The organism is Phenylobacterium sp. (assembly GCF_035539035.1).
In the GTDB taxonomy this organism is placed as follows: Bacteria; Pseudomonadota; Alphaproteobacteria; order Caulobacterales; family Caulobacteraceae; genus Phenylobacterium.
In genome coordinates, this window is sequence record NZ_DATLJI010000002.1 from 34,930 (window position 1) to 52,345 (window position 17,416).

Annotated in this window: 15 protein-coding genes; all 15 read left to right on the forward strand. The window is 69.5% G+C overall.

The genetic code is table 11. The annotated features are described in order from the left end of the window. The first annotated feature begins 27 nt into the window (after positions 1-27). Positions 28-1,350 carry a proline--tRNA ligase gene (gene proS / locus VM685_RS00335; protein ID WP_325458110.1) on the forward strand — a complete coding sequence of 441 codons (1,323 nt, stop codon included), beginning with the start codon at positions 28-30 and terminating at the stop codon, positions 1,348-1,350. Then, a complete protein-coding gene (locus tag VM685_RS00340) occupies positions 1,347-2,642 on the forward strand; it encodes a lipoprotein-releasing ABC transporter permease subunit (protein WP_325458111.1) in 1,296 nt (431 codons plus the stop codon). The genes proS and VM685_RS00340 overlap by 4 nt, the downstream gene beginning before the upstream one ends. After that, positions 2,635-3,324, forward strand: coding sequence for an ABC transporter ATP-binding protein (locus VM685_RS00345; protein ID WP_325458112.1), 690 nt, complete (start codon positions 2,635-2,637; stop codon positions 3,322-3,324). The genes VM685_RS00340 and VM685_RS00345 overlap by 8 nt, the downstream gene beginning before the upstream one ends. A gap of 177 nt (positions 3,325-3,501) precedes the next feature. Further along, positions 3,502-3,591, forward strand: a complete 90-nt coding sequence (gene sidA, locus VM685_RS00350; protein ID WP_325458113.1) for a cell division inhibitor SidA — start codon at positions 3,502-3,504, stop codon at positions 3,589-3,591. A gap of 16 nt (positions 3,592-3,607) precedes the next feature. After that, on the forward strand, positions 3,608-7,081 hold the full coding sequence (gene dnaE, locus VM685_RS00355) for a DNA polymerase III subunit alpha (RefSeq protein WP_325458139.1): 3,474 nt from the start codon (positions 3,608-3,610) through the stop codon (positions 7,079-7,081). Positions 7,082-7,091: 10 nt separating this feature from the next. Next, the gene (locus VM685_RS00360) at positions 7,092-7,394 is read left to right on the forward strand and encodes a hypothetical protein (protein WP_325458114.1); all 303 of its coding nucleotides are present in this window, start codon (positions 7,092-7,094) and stop codon (positions 7,392-7,394) included. A gap of 183 nt (positions 7,395-7,577) precedes the next feature. Beyond that, on the forward strand, positions 7,578-8,465 hold the full coding sequence (rpsB, locus tag VM685_RS00365) for a 30S ribosomal protein S2 (RefSeq protein ID WP_325458115.1): 888 nt from the start codon (positions 7,578-7,580) through the stop codon (positions 8,463-8,465). A 101-nt stretch (positions 8,466-8,566) separates the two neighbouring features. Beyond that, positions 8,567-9,499 (forward strand): translation elongation factor Ts, encoded by a 933-nt coding sequence (gene tsf / locus VM685_RS00370; RefSeq protein ID WP_325458116.1) that lies wholly within the window; start codon positions 8,567-8,569, stop codon positions 9,497-9,499. An 89-nt stretch (positions 9,500-9,588) separates the two neighbouring features. Beyond that, positions 9,589-10,308: a UMP kinase gene (gene pyrH, locus VM685_RS00375; RefSeq protein ID WP_325458117.1), complete on the forward strand. Its 720-nt coding sequence runs from the start codon at positions 9,589-9,591 to the stop codon at positions 10,306-10,308. Positions 10,309-10,351: 43 nt separating this feature from the next. Further along, positions 10,352-10,918 carry a ribosome recycling factor gene (frr, locus tag VM685_RS00380; protein WP_325458118.1) on the forward strand — a complete coding sequence of 189 codons (567 nt, stop codon included), beginning with the start codon at positions 10,352-10,354 and terminating at the stop codon, positions 10,916-10,918. Between the two features lie 38 nt (positions 10,919-10,956). Then, positions 10,957-11,736 carry a polyprenyl diphosphate synthase gene (uppS, locus tag VM685_RS00385; protein ID WP_325458119.1) on the forward strand — a complete coding sequence of 260 codons (780 nt, stop codon included), beginning with the start codon at positions 10,957-10,959 and terminating at the stop codon, positions 11,734-11,736. Next, positions 11,714-12,556, forward strand: coding sequence for a phosphatidate cytidylyltransferase (locus VM685_RS00390; RefSeq protein ID WP_325458120.1), 843 nt, complete (start codon positions 11,714-11,716; stop codon positions 12,554-12,556). Before uppS ends, VM685_RS00390 begins: the two co-directional genes overlap by 23 nt. Then, the gene (locus VM685_RS00395) at positions 12,544-13,740 is read left to right on the forward strand and encodes a 1-deoxy-D-xylulose-5-phosphate reductoisomerase (RefSeq protein WP_325458121.1); all 1,197 of its coding nucleotides are present in this window, start codon (positions 12,544-12,546) and stop codon (positions 13,738-13,740) included. Before VM685_RS00390 ends, VM685_RS00395 begins: the two co-directional genes overlap by 13 nt. Before the next feature lie 10 nt (positions 13,741-13,750). Next, positions 13,751-14,962, forward strand: a complete 1,212-nt coding sequence (locus VM685_RS00400; protein ID WP_325458122.1) for an RIP metalloprotease — start codon at positions 13,751-13,753, stop codon at positions 14,960-14,962. A 30-nt stretch (positions 14,963-14,992) separates the two neighbouring features. Next, a complete protein-coding gene (gene bamA / locus VM685_RS00405; protein ID WP_325458123.1) occupies positions 14,993-17,413 on the forward strand; it encodes an outer membrane protein assembly factor BamA in 2,421 nt (806 codons plus the stop codon). Positions 17,414-17,416 lie beyond the last annotated feature (3 nt).

Below are 17,416 nucleotides of genomic sequence, written 5' to 3' on the forward strand. Positions count from 1 at the left end.
GTAAGCTCCAGGGACACCCGTCAACCGATGCGCCTCTCGCGTTACTTCATGCCGACCCTGCGCGAGGCGCCGTCCGACGCCCAGATCGTCTCCCACCAGCTGATGCTGCGCGCCGGCCTGATCCGCCAGGAGGCGGCCGGCATCTACGCCTGGCTGCCGCTGGGCCTGAAGGTGCTGAAGAAGATCGAGCAGATCGTGCGCGAGGAGATGGACCGCGCCGGCGCCGTCGAGATCCTGATGCCCACCCTGCAGCTCGCCGACCTGTGGCGCGAGAGCGGGCGCTACGACGACTACGGCGAGGAGATGCTGCGCATCAAGGACCGCCACGAGCGGGACCTGCTGTACGGCCCCACGGCGGAGGAGGTCGTCACCGACATCTTCCGGTCTTATGTGAAATCCTACAAGGACTTGCCGAAGAATCTTTACAACATCCAGTGGAAGTTCCGCGACGAGCGCCGCCCCCGGTTCGGGGTGATGCGCGGCCGCGAGTTCCTGATGAAGGACGCCTATTCGTTCGACATCGACGAGGCGGCGGCGCGGCGCGCCTACAACCGGATGTTCCTGGCCTATCTGAACATCTATGCGCGCCTGGGGCTGAAGGCGATCCCGGTGCGGGCCGACACCGGCCCGATCGGCGGGGACCTGTCCCACGAGTTCATCATCCTGGCCGAGACCGGCGAGAGCCAGGTGTTCGCCCACCGCGACCTCGTCGAGATGGGCGCGCCGGGACCGGACATCGACTGGGACGGCGACCTGCAGCCGCTCGTCGAGCAGCGCACCCGGCTCTACGCCGCCTCGGACGAGATGCACGACCAGGCGCGCTTCGAGGCCGAGGCGCCCGAGGACGACCGGATGACCGCCCGCGGCATCGAGGTGGGCCACATCTTCTACTTCGGCGAGAAGTACTCCAAGCCGATGGGCGCCAAGGTGGCCGGCCCGGACGGCAAGGAGGTCGCCGTGCACATGGGCTCCTACGGCGTCGGCGTCTCGCGCCTGGTGGGCGCGATCATCGAGGCGAGCCACGACGGGTCCGGGATCATCTGGCCCGACGCGGTGGCGCCGTTCGGCGCGGCGGTCGTGAACCTGCGGCCCGGGGAGGCGACCGTGGACGAGGTGGCCGAGCAGGCCTACCGGGCGCTCGCCGACCGCGGCAAGGAGCCGTGCCTCGACGACCGGGACGACAGGCCGGGCGCGAAGTTCGCCTCGCTGGACCTGGTCGGCGTGCCCTGGCAGCTCATCGTCGGCCCCAAGGGCGTCGCCGAGGGCACGGTGGAGGTCAAGCGCCGCGCTACCGGCGAGCGCCAGACCCTGCCGCTGGAGCAGGCCCTGAAGGCGATCTGCGCCGGATGAGCGATCCCGCCGCTCCCATCGGCGGGCGCGCGCCGCCCTTCGGCCTCTGGGAGCGCATGCTCGCCGGCCGCTACCTGCGCGCCAAGCGCAGCCAGGGCGGCGTGGCGCTGATCTCGGTCATCTCCTTCATCGGCATCATGCTGGCCGTCGCGACCCTGATCATCGTGATGAGCGTGATGAACGGCTTCCGCACCGAGCTGCTCGGACGGATCCTGGGTTTCAACGGCCATGTGTTCGTGGCCGGGCCGGTGCTCGACGGCGACGCCCGCGACGCGGCCGTGGCCCGCATCGCCAAGGTGCCGGGCGTGGTGCAGGTGGCCCCGATCATCGAGGCCCAGGCCATCGCCATGGGCCCGACCCAGATCTCCGGCGCCATCGTGCGCGGCATCGCGCCGAAGGACTTGGCGGCCACCAAGATCGTCTCCGGCAACATCGCCCGCGGCTCGATCCGCGGCTTCGGCGAGGGCGAGTTCGGCGGCGACATCATCGTCGTGGGCGAGCGCCTGGCCCAGGCGCTGGGCGTCGCACCGGGCGACGTGCTGACCCTGATCTCCCCCACCGGCGGCGCCACGGCCTTCGGCGGCACCCCGCTGCAGAAGACCTACACGGTCGGCGGCACCTTCAGCGTCGGCATGAGCCAGTACGACCAGGCCTACATCTACATGCCCTTCGCCCAGGCCCAGCTGTTCTTCGGGCGCGAGGGGACGGCCGACGTCATCGAGGTGAAGGTCGCCGACCCGGACAAGGCCACGCAGATGAAGGCGGCGGTAAACCGCGCCGCCGGCCCGCTGGCCATGGTGACCGACTGGACCCAGCGGGACTCGTCCTTCTGGGGCGCGCTGAAGGTCGAGCGCAACGTCATGCGCCTGATCCTCATGCTGCTGGTGGCGATCGCCGCCATGAACATCATCTCGGGCCTCGTCATGCTCGTGAAGAACAAGGGCCGCGACATCGCGATCCTCCGCACCATGGGGGCGGGGCAGGGCTCCATCCTGCGGATCTTCTTCATGTCCGGCGCCTCCATCGGCGTGCTGGGCACGGCGGTGGGCCTGGCGATCGGCATCGTCTTCTGCATCTACATCGGCCCGATCCAGCAGTTCGTCGAGTGGGCGAGCGGCCAGGCGGTGTTCGCCTCCGACGTCTATTTCCTGAACCGCATCCCGGCGAAGGTGGACTGGCGGGAGGTGGCGATCATCACCTTCTGGGCGCTCGCGATGAGCTTCCTGGCGACCCTGCCGCCGGCCTGGCGGGCCTCGCGCCTCGATCCGGTGGAGGCGCTCCGCTATGAGTGAGCCCGTCCTCTCCATCCGCGGCCTGGAGCGCACCTACGTCACCGCCGCGGGGCCGCTCACGGTGCTGCGCGGCGTCGACCTCGACCTGCGCCCCGGCGAGATCGTCGGCCTGATCGGGCCGTCCGGCTCGGGCAAGTCGTCCCTGCTGCACGCCGCGGGCCTGCTCGAGCATCCGGACGGCGGCCGCATCTCGGTGCTCGGCCAGGACTGCACGGACCTGTCGGACCGCCAGCGCACTCGGGTGCGGCTGGCCACCATCGGCTTCGTCTACCAGTTCCACCACCTGCTGCCGGAGTTCTCGGCCCTCGACAACGTGGCGCTGCCGCTGATGATCGCCGGCAAGGGCCGCAAGGCCGCCCAGGATCGCGCCCGCACCCTGCTGACCGAGCTCGGCCTGAAGGAGCGCGCGCACCACCAGCCGGCCCAACTCTCCGGCGGGGAACAGCAGCGGGTGGCCATCGCCCGGGCGCTGGCCAACGCGCCGCGCCTGCTGCTGGCGGACGAGCCCACCGGCAACCTCGATCCGACCACCTCGGGCGCGGTGTTCGAGAACCTCTATGCGCTCGCCCGCAGCGAGGGCGTGGCGGCTCTGGTCGCCACCCACAACCTCGAGCTCGCCCGGCACATGGACCGCGTTTTCGCGCTCAAGGACGGCCACCTGGAAGAGCAGCCGCGGGGCTAGGCCCGCGGCGGCGCCGCCCCTAACGCTTCCGCCGCCAGGCCTCGCCCGCGGCCGACGTGCTCCGCGTCGGGACTTCCGTATGTCCCGCAGGCTTGACGATGAGAACAAAACCGGAATAAGAACGAAAACGGAACGCAATCGGTCGTCCACAGGACACCCACAGCAGGAACGTCGCACATGGTTCGTCTGGCTCGGGAATCACTGGCTTTTGCCTCGGTGGCCAGCTTTGTCTGGATGATGTGCTCGGTGGCGGCCCACGTGGGGTGACGACGCCATGAGCCGGATGGCGGAGGCGGCGGGGTTGAGCGGCGAGGGGGCTTCTGGCGCGGACGGCTTCGTCCACCTGCGGGTCCGGTCCGCCTACTCCCTGCTCGAAGGCGCCATCAAGGCCGACAAGATCGGCGCCCTGGCCCAGGGCCAGCACATGCCGGCCGTGGCGCTCACCGATCGGGCCAACCTGTTCGGGGCGCTGGAGTTCTCCGTCGCCACCAAGGGCGCGGGCGTGCAGCCGATCGTCGGCTGCGCCCTGCCGGTTTCGGGGATCGGCGAGAAGCCGCCTGAGCGCTGGGCCAAGACACCCACCATCGTCCTGCTGGCCCAGAGCGAGCGGGGCTATCTCAACCTCTGCGAGCTCTCGTCCATCGCCTTCCTGGAGAGCGACGGGACCGAGGACCCGCACGTGCCCTGGAGCCGGGTGGTCGAGCACGCCGAGGGGCTGATCCTACTCTCCGGCGGTCCGGACGGGCCGGTGGACCACCTGTTCGCGGCCGGCAAGGTGAAGGAGGGGCGCGCGGCGCTCTCCGAGATGCACCGGGTGTTCGGCCACCGCTTCTATGTGGAGCTGCAGCGCCACGGCCTGGCGTCCGAGGCGGCGGCCGAGGGGGAGCTGGTCGCCTTCGCCTATGACGAGGACGTGCCGCTCGTCGCCACCAACGACTGCTACTTCGCCAAGCAGGCCATGTACCAGGCGCACGACGCCCTGCTGTGCATCGCCGACGGCAGCTTCATCGGGCAGGACGAGCGCCGGCGGGTCACCGCCGAGCACTGGTTCAAACCGGCGGCCGACATGCGGGCCCTGTTCGCGGACCTGCCGGAGGCCTGCGACAACACTCTCGACATCGCCCGTCGCTGCGCCTTCATGGTGCACAAGCGCGACCCGCTGCTGCCGCGCTTCCCGACGGAAGGCGGCCGTTCGGAGGCCGACGAGCTGGCCCACCAGGCGCGCGAGGGGCTGAAGCTGCGGATGGCCCGCGGTCAGGCCAATTCCGCGCCGGCGGAGGAGTACGAGGCGAGGCTCGAGCGGGAGATCGGGGTCATCACCCAGATGGGTTTCCCCGGTTACTTCCTGATCGTGTCGGACTTCATCAAGTGGGCGAAGGCGCACGAAATCCCGGTGGGGCCGGGACGGGGCTCCGGGGCCGGCTCCCTGGTCGCCTATGCGCTGACCATCACCAACCTCGACCCGCTGCAGTACGGCCTGCTGTTCGAGCGCTTCCTCAATCCGGAGCGGGTGTCCATGCCCGACTTCGACATCGACTTCTGCCAGGAGCGGCGGGAGGAGGTGATCAGCTACGTCCAGCAGCGCTACGGCCGCGACCGGGTGGCCCAGATCATCACCTTCGGCACCCTGCAGGCGCGCGCCGTGCTGCGCGACGTGGGCCGGGTGCTGCAGCTGCCGCTTGGCCAGGTGGACCGGCTGGCCAAGATGGTGCCGGCCAACCCCGCCAACCCGGTGACGCTCGCCCAGGCCATCGACATCGAGCCGCGCCTACGCCAGGCGCGCGACGAGGACGAGGGCGTGGCCCGCCTGCTGGACACCGCCCTGCAGCTGGAAGGCCTCTACCGCAACGCCTCGACCCACGCCGCCGGCGTGGTGATCGGCGACCGGCCGCTCACCGAGCTCACCCCGCTCTACCGCGATCCGCGCTCCGAGCTGCCGGCCACCCAGTTCAACATGAAGTGGGTGGAGAGCGCCGGCCTGGTGAAGTTCGACTTCCTCGGCCTGAAGACCCTCACCGTCATCGACCGGGCGCTGAAGTACCTGGAGAAGCGCGGGGCCTCGGTCGACATGGCCGCCCTGCCGCTGGATGACCCCAAGACCTACGAGCTGATGAGCAACGCCCAGACGGTGGGGGTCTTCCAGCTCGAAGGGCAGGGGATGCGCGACACGCTGCGCCAGCTGCGCCCCAACTCGATCGAGGACGTCACCGCTATCGGCGCCCTCTACCGCCCGGGCCCGATGGACAACATCCCGGCCTTCGTGGACTGCAAGTTCGGCCGCAAGCCGATCGACACCCTGCACCCGACGCTCGCGCCGGTGCTGAACGAGACCTACGGGATCATCGTCTACCAGGAACAGGTGATGCAGATCGCCCAGATCCTGGCGGGCTACAGCCTGGGCGAAGCCGACCTTCTGCGCCGCGCCATGGGCAAGAAGAAGAAGGAGGAGATGGACGCCCAGCGGGCCAGGTTCGTCTCCGGCGCGGAGAAGAACGGCATCCCGCCGGCCCAGTCCGGCGCCATCTTCGACCTCGTGGACAAGTTCGCCGGCTACGGCTTCAACAAGTCCCACGCGGCGGCCTACGCCTTCATCAGCTACCAGACCGCCTGGCTCAAGGCGAACGCACCGGTCGAGTTCTTCGCCGCGTCCATGAGCCTCGACATCGCCAACACCGACAAGCTCAGCGTCTTCTACCAGGACGCCAAGCGGTTCGGGGTGAAGATCCGGCCGCCGGACATCAACCGCTCGGCCGCCGACTTCGAGGTGGAGGACGGCGAGGTGCTCTACGCCCTGGGCGCCATCCGCAACGTCGGCCTGCAGGCCATGGAGCATGTGGTGGAGGTCCGCCGCGAGGGCGGGCCGTTCCGCGACATCTTCGATTTCGTGGAGCGGGTCGATCCCAAGCAGGTCAACAAGCGCACGTTCGAGACCCTGGCCCGTGCCGGCGCCTTCGACGCCATCCACCCAAACCGGGCCCAGCTCGTCGAGGCGGCCGATCTGCTGCTCGGCTTCGCCCAGAGCGTCGCGGCCCAGCGCGCCTCGGAGCAGGCCGCCCTGTTCGGCGACAGCAACGACCAGCTGGCCGAGGCCCAGAAGCGCAAGATGCCGAGGCGCGAGCCCTGGACGCCGACCGAGCGGCTGGACGAGGAGCTGGCGGCGATCGGCTTCTACCTCTCCGGCCACCCCCTGGAGGACATGGTCGAGGCCCTGCGCCGCAAGCGCACCGACCTCTACACCGACGCCATCGCCAAGGCGCTGGCCGGCGCCGAGGCGCTGCGCATGGCCGGCATCGTCCGGCGCAAGCTGGAGAAGCCCGGTCGCACGGGAGAGAAGTTCGCCTTCGTGACCCTCTCCGACCCCACCGGCGAGTACGAGGTGCTGTTCCCGCCCGAGACCCTGCGCCGCTGCCGCGACTTCCTGGAGCCGGGCAAGGCGGTGTCGATCCGGGTCCGCGCCAAGGCCAGCGAGGGGGAGGTGCGCTTCTTCGGCGACGACGCCATGCCGGTGGAGAAGGCGATCGAGAACGCCGTGGCGGGCCTGCGCGTCCACGTGGCGCCCCGCAGCGCCGAGATCGAGGCGCTCAAGAAGCGCCTGGAGGGCGTCACCGACCCCCGCGGCGGCGAGATCCTGCTCGTGGCGGGCCTCGGCGCGGGTCGCGAGGTGGAGATGAAGCTGCCCGGCCGCTTCACCCTGAACGGCGCCGTCCGCGGCGCCCTGAAGACCGCGCCCGGCGTGGTCTTCGTCGAGGATCTCTGAGGCGGGAGCCATGAAGCTCGCGCTCGCCGCCGCCCTGGCCATGGTCGCCGGACCCGTCGCGGCCCAGGACTACGGGACCTTCGCCCCCAAGGGCGCGAAGCCCCCGCTGTCGAGCCCCGGCTACCCCGCCTACAAGCCGCCGTCGCTCACCAAGCCGCCCTCGTACGGCGTACCGCCGCCCGCCACCGCCGCGCCGTCGACGAAGCCCAAGCCCTTCGATCCCGACCCGCCCAAGCCGCCGACGTTCAGGCCGTACGAGCCCTACAAGCCGCCCGGCCTGTTCGGGCCGGACGGCAGGCCGAAGCGGAAGTAGGGCGCAGCCCCGCCGGCCCGACCGGCCACTTGATTTTCCGGCGCTTTCCCCCTACATGCGCCGCTCCAATCCACACGCAGGCGTTCGGCCTGGCCGGGGAGACATCCCGACCACGTCCGTTCCGGTCCTCTTCGGAGGGTTTGCCTGCGGCGGTTCAACCGGAAGAAAGACGAGACACAGACTATGGCTCTGCCTGAATTCTCTATGCGCCAGCTGCTCGAAGCGGGCGCCCACTTCGGTCACCAGACGCACCGCTGGAACCCGAAGATGGAGCGCTACATCTTCGGCAGCCGGTCCAACATCCACATCATCGACCTCTCGCAGTCGATCCCGCTGCTCCACCAGGCTCTGGTGAAGGTGCGCGAAGTCGCCGCGTCCGGCGGCCGGATCCTGTTCGTCGGCACCAAGCGCCAGGCCTCCGAGCCGATCGCCACGGCCGCCCGCCGCTGCGCCCAGTACTACGTGAACCACCGCTGGCTGGGCGGCACGCTCACCAACTGGCGCACCGTGTCCGGCTCCATCGCCCGCCTGCGCGAGCTGGAAAGCGTCCTGGAAGGCGAGAGCGGCCGCACCAAGAAGGAGCTGCTGCAGCTCACCCGTGAGCGCGACAAGCTCGAGCTGAGCCTCGGCGGCATCAAGGACATGGGCGGCATCCCGGACCTGATGTTCGTGATCGACACCAACAAGGAAGCGATCGCGATCCAGGAAGCCCGCAAGCTGAACATCCCGGTGATCGCCATCCTCGACACCAACTGCAATCCGGATGGCATCACCTATCCGATCCCGGGCAACGACGACGCGGCCCGCGCCATTCAGCTCTACTGCGACCTGATGGCCGACGCGATCCTCGACGGCCTGGCCGCCGGCCAGGCGGCCTCGGGCGTCGACCTGGGCGCCTCGGAGGCTCCGATGGAGCCGGCGCTGGCCCGCAGCCTGACGCCGGAAGCCCCGGCCGAGCCCGAGGTGAGCGCTCCGGAAGCGGCGGCCCTGGAAGCGGAGATGACCGGCGCGGAAGCCCCGGCGGAAGCCGAGGCCTCGCCGGAAGCCGCCTCCGAGCAGCCGAACCAATAGAGACCGGCTGGGCGCGCTTTCTGCGCCCGACCGACACAAGACCTTGATGGCGGGCCCCTAACAGGGGTCCGTCGACACCCAGAGCTTTGAAGGAGCTGACCATGGCGGAAATCACCGCTGCGCTGGTCAAGGACCTGCGCGAGAAGTCCGGCGCGGGCATGATGGACTGCAAGAAGGCCCTGCAGGAGAACAACGGCGACATGGAAGCCGCGGCCGACTGGCTGCGCACCAAGGGCCTCTCCAAGGCCGCCAAGAAGTCGGACCGCGCCGCGGCCGAAGGCCTGGTGGCCGGTAAGCTGGCGGCCGACGGCAAGACGGGCGTGCTCATCGAGCTGAACGCCGAGACCGACTTCGTCTCGAAGAACGACAAGTTCCAGACGGCGGCCCGCGAGATCGCCAACGTCGCCCTGTCCGAGGAAGGCGTCGACGCCATCTCCGCGGCCAAGACGTCGTCCGGCGAGACGGTCAGCGACATGGTGACCAACCTGATCGCGACCATCGGCGAGAACATGCGCCTGCGCCGCTCGGCCCGCCTGAGCGTCGACCAGGGCGCCGTGGCCCTCTACCTGCACAACGTGCAGGGCGAAGGCGTCGGCCGCATGGGTGTGCTGGTGGCCATGGAAGGCGCCGGCGACGCCGCCAAGCTGCAGGACGTGGGCCGCAAGATCGCCATGCACGTGGCGGCCACGGCTCCGCTGTCGCTCTCGCCCGCCGACCTCGATCCCGCGGTCGTCGAGAAGGAGCGCGAGATCCAGACCCAGACGGCGATGGAATCGGGCAAGCCCCGCGAGATCGCCGAGAAGATGGTCGAGGGCCGCATCCGCAAGTGGCAGGAGGAAGTCGTCCTCCTGAAGCAACCCTTCGTGATGAACCCGGACCAGACGATCGAGCAGCTGGTGGCCGAGACCGCCAAGGAGCTCGGCTCGCCGGTGGCCGTGAAGGCCTTCGTCCGCTTCGCGCTCGGCGAGGGCGTGGAGAAGACGCAAGGCCCGGACTTCGCCGCCGAAGTGGCGTCGATGACCGGCCAGGCCTAACAGCCGTCTGACGAAAACAAGGGCGCGGCCGCGTCGACGCGGTTCGCGCCCTTGGTATATCTACTCCCCGCCACAGTTCTGGATCGCCCATGCCCGACGCCCCGCCGCGCTACAAACGTGTCCTGCTCAAGGTGTCCGGCGAGGCCCTGATGGGCGACCAGTCGTTCGGCATCGACACCGGCGTCCTGGACCGTACCGCGGAAGACATCGCCGAGGTGGTGAAGTCGGGGGTCGAGCTGTGCCTGGTGATCGGCGGCGGCAACATCTTCCGCGGCGTCTCCCTGGCCGGCCGTGGCATGGAACGGGCCCAGGCCGACTACATGGGCATGCTGGCCACGGTGATGAACGCGCTGGCCATGCAGGGGGCGCTCGAGAAGATCGGCGTCTACACCCGCGTGCAGTCCGCCATCCCCATGGAGGCGGTCTGCGAGCCCTACATCCGCCGGCGCGCGCTGCGCCACCTGGAGAAGGGCCGTGTGGTGATCTTCGCCGCCGGCGTCGGGGCGCCGTTCTTCACCACCGACACGGGCGCGGCCCTGCGCTCGGCGGAGATGGGCTGCGACGCCCTCTTCAAGGGCACCAGCGTGGACGGCGTCTACACCGCCGACCCCAAGAAGGACCCCAAGGCCGAGCGCTACGAGACGCTGAGCTACCAGGAGGTCCTGGCCAAGGACCTGCGCGTCATGGACGCCTCGGCGACCAGCATGATGCGCGACAACCAGATCCCGATCGTGGTCTTCTCGATCCGGGAACGTGGCAATTTCCTGAAGGTGCTGAAGGGCGAGGGAGTCTATACGACCATCGCCTGAGCCCTTTGATCTGAAGAGCGTTCGAGAGACGGGAGACACGTCCATGGCCACTACGGAAAAGCCGGTGCTGTCGAAGTACAGGGATCGCATGGACAAGGCGGTCGCCGCCCTGAAGGAGGAGTTCGCCTCGCTGCGGACCGGCCGGGCGTCGGCGAGCCTGCTCGACCAGGTGCATGTGGACGCCTACGGCTCGTCCATGCCGCTGAACCAGGTGGCCGCCGTGAGCGTGCCCGAGGCGCGGATGATCTCCGTGAACGTCTGGGACCGCGCGATGGTGGTCTCGGTGGAGAAGGCGATCCGCTCGGCGGGGCTCGGCCTCAACCCGGTCGTCGACGGCCAGAACCTGCGCATTCCCATCCCGCCGCTCACCGAGGAGCGCCGCAAGGAGCTCGCCAAGGTGGCCGGCAAGTACGCCGAGCAGCAGCGCATCGCCGTGCGCAACATCCGCCGGGACGCCAACGACGACCTGAAGAAGGCCGAGAAGGACGGGGCCATCAACCAGGACGAGCACAAGCGTATGGAGGGCGAGGTCCAGAAGCTCACCGACGAGGCCATCAAGCGCATCGACGAGGCCTTGAAGACCAAAGAACAAGAGATCATGCACGTCTGAGACACGTGCGAGCCCGCCCCGCGCCCAGGATCAACCGTATGGCCGCCCAGAAGAAGACCCCGTCGACGGGCGCGCCTGGAGAAGGCGAGGGGACGGCCACGCCCCTGCATGTGGCCGTGGTCATGGACGGCAACGGCCGCTGGGCCAAGCAGCGGGGCCTGCCCCGATCGCTCGGGCACCGGGCGGGGGTGGACGCGCTGAAGCGCACGGTCTCCGCGGCCGCCGAGCTCAACGTCCGCTGGCTCACCGTCTTCGGCTTCTCCACGGAGAACTGGAGCCGGCCGGCCGCCGAGGTGGCCGAGCTGATGGCCCTGCCGAAGCGATATTTCGAGAGCGACATCGCCAGGCTCGAGCGGGAGGGCGTGCGGGTCCGCGTGATCGGCCGGCGCGAGGGCCTGTCGGACGAACTGGTGAAGATCATCGAGGGCGCCCAGGCGCGCACCGCCCACAACGACCGCTTCTTCCTCAACATCGCCTTCAACTACGGCGGCCAGGCCGACATCGCCGACGCGGCGCGCCGCTTCGCCGAGGAGGTCGCCGCCGGCCGGGCCAAGCCTTCGGACCTCAACGAGCAGCTGTTCGCCCGCCAGCTCGCCACGGCGGATTCGCCGCCGCCCGACGTGATCATCCGGCCCTCCGGAGAGCAGCGCCTCTCCAATTTCCTGCTCTGGGAGGCGGCCTATGCGGAGCTGGTCTTCCAGGACGTGCTCTGGCCGGACTATGGCGCCGAGCACCTGAAGGCCGCCCTGCAGACGTTCGCCGCCCGTGACCGGCGCTATGGGGCCGTGGTGGCCGATGACGTCCTTGCCGCCGGCTAGACGCTTCGACTGGTCGAACCTGGGCCTGCGGGTCGCCTCGGCCGTGGTCCTGGTGCCCGGCGCGCTGTTCGCCACCTGGATGGGGGGGTGGATCTTCCTCGTCCTGATCGCCGTGGCGGTCGCCCTGCTCTCCATCGAGTGGGGCGGGATGAGCGCGCCCTACGCGCCGGTGCGCGTCTCGCTCGCCGTGACCGTCGCGGTTCTGTCGGCGGTGTTCCTGGGCCACCAGGGGAACTACGTCCTGGCCTGGGGCGCGGTGCTGGTGGGCGCGGCCGCCGCGGCGCTCGTCGCCCGCGGCGTGGCCGAGCGCCCGGCCGACGCCGCCTTCGGCGTCTTCTACATCGCGCCGGCCTGCATCTGCCTCGTCTGGCTGCGCGACGCCGACCACACCATGTCGGTGCAGGGCCATTGGTGGACCCTGATGCTGTTCGCGGTCACCTGGGCGGCCGACATCGGCGCCTTCGCCGTCGGCAGCACGCTCAAGGGCCCGAAGCTCTGGCCCAGGTTCTCGCCCAACAAGACCTGGTCCGGCTTTGTGGGCGGCCTCGGCGCGGCCATGGCCACGGGCACCCTGATGTCGGCGCTGTCGGTCTTCCAGCTCAACCTCGCCGCGGCCGCGCTCATCGGCGTGCTGGTGGGCTTCGCCACCATGGCCGGCGATCTCTGGGAGTCGGCCATCAAGCGCCGGTTCGGGGTGAAGGATTCCGGCGACCTGATCCCGGGCCACGGCGGGCTGCTGGATCGGGTCGACGGGCTGATGTTCGCCGTGGTCGTGATGTCGGCCGCGCGTCTCGTGAACCACTGGGGGTGGGGACATTGAGCCTGCCGCGTAAGGTCAGCGTCCTGGGCTCGACCGGCTCGATCGGGGTCTCGACCCTCGACCTCTTCGACAAGGCCAAGGTGGAGGTGGAGATCACCGCCCTCGCGGCCGGCCGGAACGCCGAGCGTCTGGCCGAACAGGCGCGGCGCTGGCGCCCGAAGCTGGCGGTGATCGAGGACGAGAGCAAGCTCCCGGAGCTGCGCGAGCGGCTGGCCGGGAGCGGGATCGAGACCGCCGCGGGCTCTGCCGCCGTGGCCGACGCCGCCGCCGCGGACGCCCAGTGGGTGATGTCGGCCATCGTGGGCTTCGCGGGCCTCGAGCCGACGCTGGCCGCCGCGCGGGCCGGCGCGGTCGTGGCGCTCGCCAACAAGGAGAGCCTGATCTGCGCGGGGCCGGCCCTGCTGCGGACGGCGCGGCTGGCCGGCGGGGTGATCATCCCCGTCGATTCCGAGCACTCCGCCATCTTCCAGGTTCTCGACCCGGAGAACGCCCAGCACGTCGCACGCCTGATCCTCACCGCGTCCGGCGGCCCGTTCCGCGGCTGGTCGCGGGAGCAGATGGCCCACGCCACGCCGGAACAGGCGCTCGCCCACCCGAACTGGAACATGGGCGCCAAGATTTCGGTCGATTCAGCGACCATGATGAACAAGGGCCTCGAGGTGATCGAGGCCGCCTACCTGTTCTCCATGCCCGCGGAGCGCGTCGAGGTCTTGATCCACCCGCAGTCGATCGTCCACAGCCTGGTGGAGTACGCCGACGGCTCCACGCTGGCCCAGCTTGGACCACCCGACATGCGCGCGCCGATCGCCTGCGCCTACGCCTGGCCCGACCGCCTGCCGTGGCCCGCCGAGCGGCTCGACCTGGCCAAGGCCGGCCAGCTCACCTTCGAGGAGCCGGACCTGGAGCGCTTCCCGGCGCTTCGGATCGCCAAGGAGGCGCTGGCCGCAGGCGGCCGCGCGCCGGCCGTGATGAACGCCGCCGACGAGGTGGCCGTGGCCGCCTTCCTTGACCGAAAAATCGGCTTTCTCGATATTGCCGGCGTCGTCTCGGAGACCCTTGAGCGCATGGCGCGAACGGATCTCGGATCGCGCTCGGGCGATGCGCTGGAAGACGCCCGCGCCACCGACGCGGCGGCGCGCCGCGTTGCCGGCGACGTGGTGAGCGGTCTTATGGCCCAGGCCTGATGGAGTCCCGATGATCGGCTTCCTGCAAACCGCCCTGATGTACGTCGTCCCGTTCCTGATCGTGCTGGGCGTCGTCGTCACGGTCCACGAGCTCGGCCACTTCCTGGCCGCCAAGTGGCTCGGCACCAAGATCGACCAGTTCGCCATCGGCTTCGGCCGGCCGCTCGCCTCCTGGCGCGACAAATCGGGCGTGCAGTGGCGGATCGGCTGGCTGCCGCTGGGCGGCTACGTCCGCTTCGCCGGCGATGACAACGCCGCGAGCGTGCCGGACACCGACGACCTGGACGCCATGCGGCGGGACCTGGTGGCGCGGGAAGGGGAGGCGGCGCTCAACCGCTACTTCCACTTCAAGCCGCTGTGGCAGCGCGCGGTGATCACCGCCGCGGGCCCGATCGCCAACTTCCTGCTGGCCATCGCGATCTTCGCCGGGCTGCTCATGGCGTTGGGCGAGCCGATCCAGTCGGCGCGCGTCGCCAGGGTGGAGCCCGGCGCGCCGGCCGAGCGCGCGGGCCTGCGTCCCGGAGACGTGCTGCTCGCCGGCGAAGGCAAGACGATCCGCACCCCCGCCGACGTCAAGCAGCTCATCATCCTCAGGAGCGGCCTGGCCACCGACTTCACCGTCGACCGCGGCGGCCGGGTGATCCACCTGCAGGTCACGCCGGAGCGGGGCGACGTCGCCGACGGCCTGGGCCGCACCCAGAAGCTGGGCCGCATCGGGGTGGCGTTCGACAATTCCGCCGTCACCTTCGAGCGCTACGGCCCCCTGGAGGCCGTCGCCGGGGGCGTGGAGCGCACCAGGGACGTGGTGGTCACCACCGTCTTCTACATCGGCCGGATGATCAGCGGCCGCGAAACCGCCGACCAGCTCTCCGGTCCGCTCGGCATGGCGCAGATCTCGGGCGATCTCACCAAGCAGAACGTGAAGTTCTCGCCCGACGCCTCGGCGCTGGTCCGCAACGCTCTCCTGACCCTGCTCGTGCTGGTGGCGAACATCTCGGTCGGCATCGGCTTCCTGAACCTCCTGCCGATCCCTGTGCTCGACGGGGGACACCTGCTCTTCTATGGCTACGAGGCGATCGCCCGGCGCCCACTTGCTGCCAAGGTTCAGGCGGCAGGGTACAGGGTGGGCCTTGCACTGGTGCTAGGATTGATGTTGTTCGCGACTTGGAACGATCTGCAGCGCCTGCGTGTGTTCAATCTCTTCGGCGGGCTATTCTCCTAGCCTCCCGATTTTTCCCAGACGGCTGATTCGATGCACAAACACCGCGCCCGTGGCGCTGCGCTAGCCTCCGGCCTTGCCCTGTTGCTGGGCTCGACCGCCCTGGTCGCTCCGGGTCTGGCGCTCGCACAGGATCCGCCGCCGCCGGCCCCCGGGCCCGCGCCAGCGGCCGCACCGGCGGAAGCCTCCGGAGTCGTCCAGCGGATCATCGTCCGCGGGAACGAGCGGATCGAGCAGTCGACCGTCGTCTCCTACCTGCCGATCCAGCCCGGCGAGCCGGTGAACCCCGAGCGCCTCGACCTGGCGCTGAAGGCGCTCTTCCAGACCGACCTGTTCTCGGACGTGAAGATCGACTTCCAGGCCGGCGACCTGATCATCACCGTCGTCGAGAACCCGATCATCAACCGGGTGATCTTCGAGGGGAATTCGGGCCTCAAGGAAGACAAGCTGCGCGACGAGGTGAGCGTGCGGCCGCGCGGCATCTTCACCCGCGCCAAGGTCCAGGCCGACGTCCAGCGGATCGTCGAGCTCTACCGGCGCTCGGGCCGGATCTCGGCCAACGTCACGCCCCAGATCGTCGAGCTTCCGCAGAAGCGCGTCGACCTGATCTTCAAGATCGACGAGGGCCCCAAGAGCGGCGTCCTGCGGGTCAACTTCCTGGGCAACCGGGAGTTCTCGGACAACGACCTGCGCGACGTCGTCGTGACCGAGCAGTCCCGCTGGTACAAGTTCTTCTCGAACAACGCCAACTACGACCCCGATCGGCTCGAGTACGACAAGGAGCAGCTGCGCAAGCACTACCGCAACCGCGGCTTCTACGATTTCCGGGTCGCCTCGGCCGTGGCCGAACTGGCGCCCGACAAGAACGGCTTTGCCGTCACCTACACCCTCGAGGAGGGCCGCGAGTACAAGTTCGGCAAGATCAGCGTCGAGACCGAGCTGCAGAAGCTCGACAAGGACGTCCTGACCGCGCTCGTCCCGCTGCGCACCGGCCAGCTCTACGAGGACGAGGCCATCGAGCAGGCCACCGATGCGCTGACGTTCGCGGCCGGCGCGGCGGGCTTCGCCTTCGTGGACGTCCGCCCGCGCTACACGCCCAACCGCGAGACCGGCGTGGTGGACGTGATCTTCCAGGTCAACGAGGGCCCGCGCGTCTACGTCGACCGCATCGACATCGTCGGCAACACCGCGACGCTCGACTACGTCATCCGGCGCGAGATGAACGTCTCCGAGGGCGACGCCTACAACCGCGCCCTGGTGGACCGGTCGCGCAACCAGATCCGGGCGCTCGGCTTCTTCAAGGAAGTCGAGATCACCGAAGTGCCGGGCTCCGCGCCCGACCGCACCGGCCTGCGCGTGCAGGTGGAAGAGCAGCCCACCGGCGAGCTGTCGTTCAGCGCCGGCTACTCCTCGGTGGACCAGCTGGTCATCGACCTGGGCGTCACCCAGCGCAACTTCCGCGGCCGGGGCCAGAACGTGCGGGCGCGGGTGTCCCTGGGTTCCCTGCGCCAGCAGGCGGACTTCTCGTTCACCGAGCCGCGCTTCCTCGGCCGCGACCTCGCCGCCGGCCTGGACGTCTACTACTACAAGTACGACCTCACCGAGTACTCGGCCTACAAGACCGAGAGCCTCGGCTCGGGCGTGCGCCTGAACTTCCCGCTCAGCATCAATTCGCGCGGTTCGCTGGGCTACACGGTCCGTCAGGACGACGTGTCGATCGACGATGATCTCTGCCTGCAGGGCTTCATCTCGTCGGTGATCTGCGACCAGCGCGGCTCGTTCCTGACCTCCCTGGTCAGCTACGGCTACCGTCTCGACCGCCGGAACGACTACCTGAACCCGACCCGCGGCTTCTACGTGGCGGCGAACCAGGACCTCGCGGGCGTCGGCGGCGACGTGAACTACCTGCGCACCGAGGTGGACGGCGGCTGGTACTACGGCTTCACCCGCGACTTCATCCTCAGCGTCACCGGATCGGCCGGCTACGTCGACGGCTGGAACGGCGACGTGGTGCGGATCAACGACCGGTTCTTCAAGGGCGGCACCAACTTCCGCGGCTTCGAGACCGCTGGCGTCGGTCCGCGCGACACCTCGATCGGCCGGCAGGACGCGCTGGGCGGCAAGGCCTACGCCATCGGCGCCGTGGAGCTGACCGTTCCGACCTTCCTGCCGGAGCAGTACGGCATCAAGGCCGCGGTGTTCACGGAGTTCGGCACGGTCGGCCTGCTGGACGCCGAGGACAAGCTCTGCCCCCGCGACGGCGGCACGGCGTGCCCGGCCGGAACCGAGAATCCGTTCGTGCGGGACGATCTGTCGCTGCGGGCCTCCGCCGGTCTCAGCATCTTCTGGCGCTCGCCCATGGGGCCGATCCGCTTCGACTTCAGCCAGATTTTGGCCAAAGAAGACTACGACAAGACCGAAACCTTCCGGTTCTCCACCTCAACCAGGTTCTAAGAA

Coding starts and splice junctions, on each gene's coding strand:
- proS (WP_325458110.1), top strand. CDS start 28: ATGCGCCTCTCGCGTTACTTCATGCCGACCCTGCGCGAGGCGCCGTCC.
- VM685_RS00340 (WP_325458111.1), top strand. CDS start 1,347: ATGAGCGATCCCGCCGCTCCCATCGGCGGGCGCGCGCCGCCCTTCGGC.
- VM685_RS00345 (WP_325458112.1), top strand. CDS start 2,635: ATGAGTGAGCCCGTCCTCTCCATCCGCGGCCTGGAGCGCACCTACGTC.
- sidA (WP_325458113.1), top strand. CDS start 3,502: ATGGTTCGTCTGGCTCGGGAATCACTGGCTTTTGCCTCGGTGGCCAGC.
- dnaE (WP_325458139.1), top strand. CDS start 3,608: ATGGCGGAGGCGGCGGGGTTGAGCGGCGAGGGGGCTTCTGGCGCGGAC.
- VM685_RS00360 (WP_325458114.1), top strand. CDS start 7,092: ATGAAGCTCGCGCTCGCCGCCGCCCTGGCCATGGTCGCCGGACCCGTC.
- rpsB (WP_325458115.1), top strand. CDS start 7,578: ATGGCTCTGCCTGAATTCTCTATGCGCCAGCTGCTCGAAGCGGGCGCC.
- tsf (WP_325458116.1), top strand. CDS start 8,567: ATGGCGGAAATCACCGCTGCGCTGGTCAAGGACCTGCGCGAGAAGTCC.
- pyrH (WP_325458117.1), top strand. CDS start 9,589: ATGCCCGACGCCCCGCCGCGCTACAAACGTGTCCTGCTCAAGGTGTCC.
- frr (WP_325458118.1), top strand. CDS start 10,352: ATGGCCACTACGGAAAAGCCGGTGCTGTCGAAGTACAGGGATCGCATG.
- uppS (WP_325458119.1), top strand. CDS start 10,957: ATGGCCGCCCAGAAGAAGACCCCGTCGACGGGCGCGCCTGGAGAAGGC.
- VM685_RS00390 (WP_325458120.1), top strand. CDS start 11,714: ATGACGTCCTTGCCGCCGGCTAGACGCTTCGACTGGTCGAACCTGGGC.
- VM685_RS00400 (WP_325458122.1), top strand. CDS start 13,751: ATGATCGGCTTCCTGCAAACCGCCCTGATGTACGTCGTCCCGTTCCTG.
- bamA (WP_325458123.1), top strand. CDS start 14,993: ATGCACAAACACCGCGCCCGTGGCGCTGCGCTAGCCTCCGGCCTTGCC.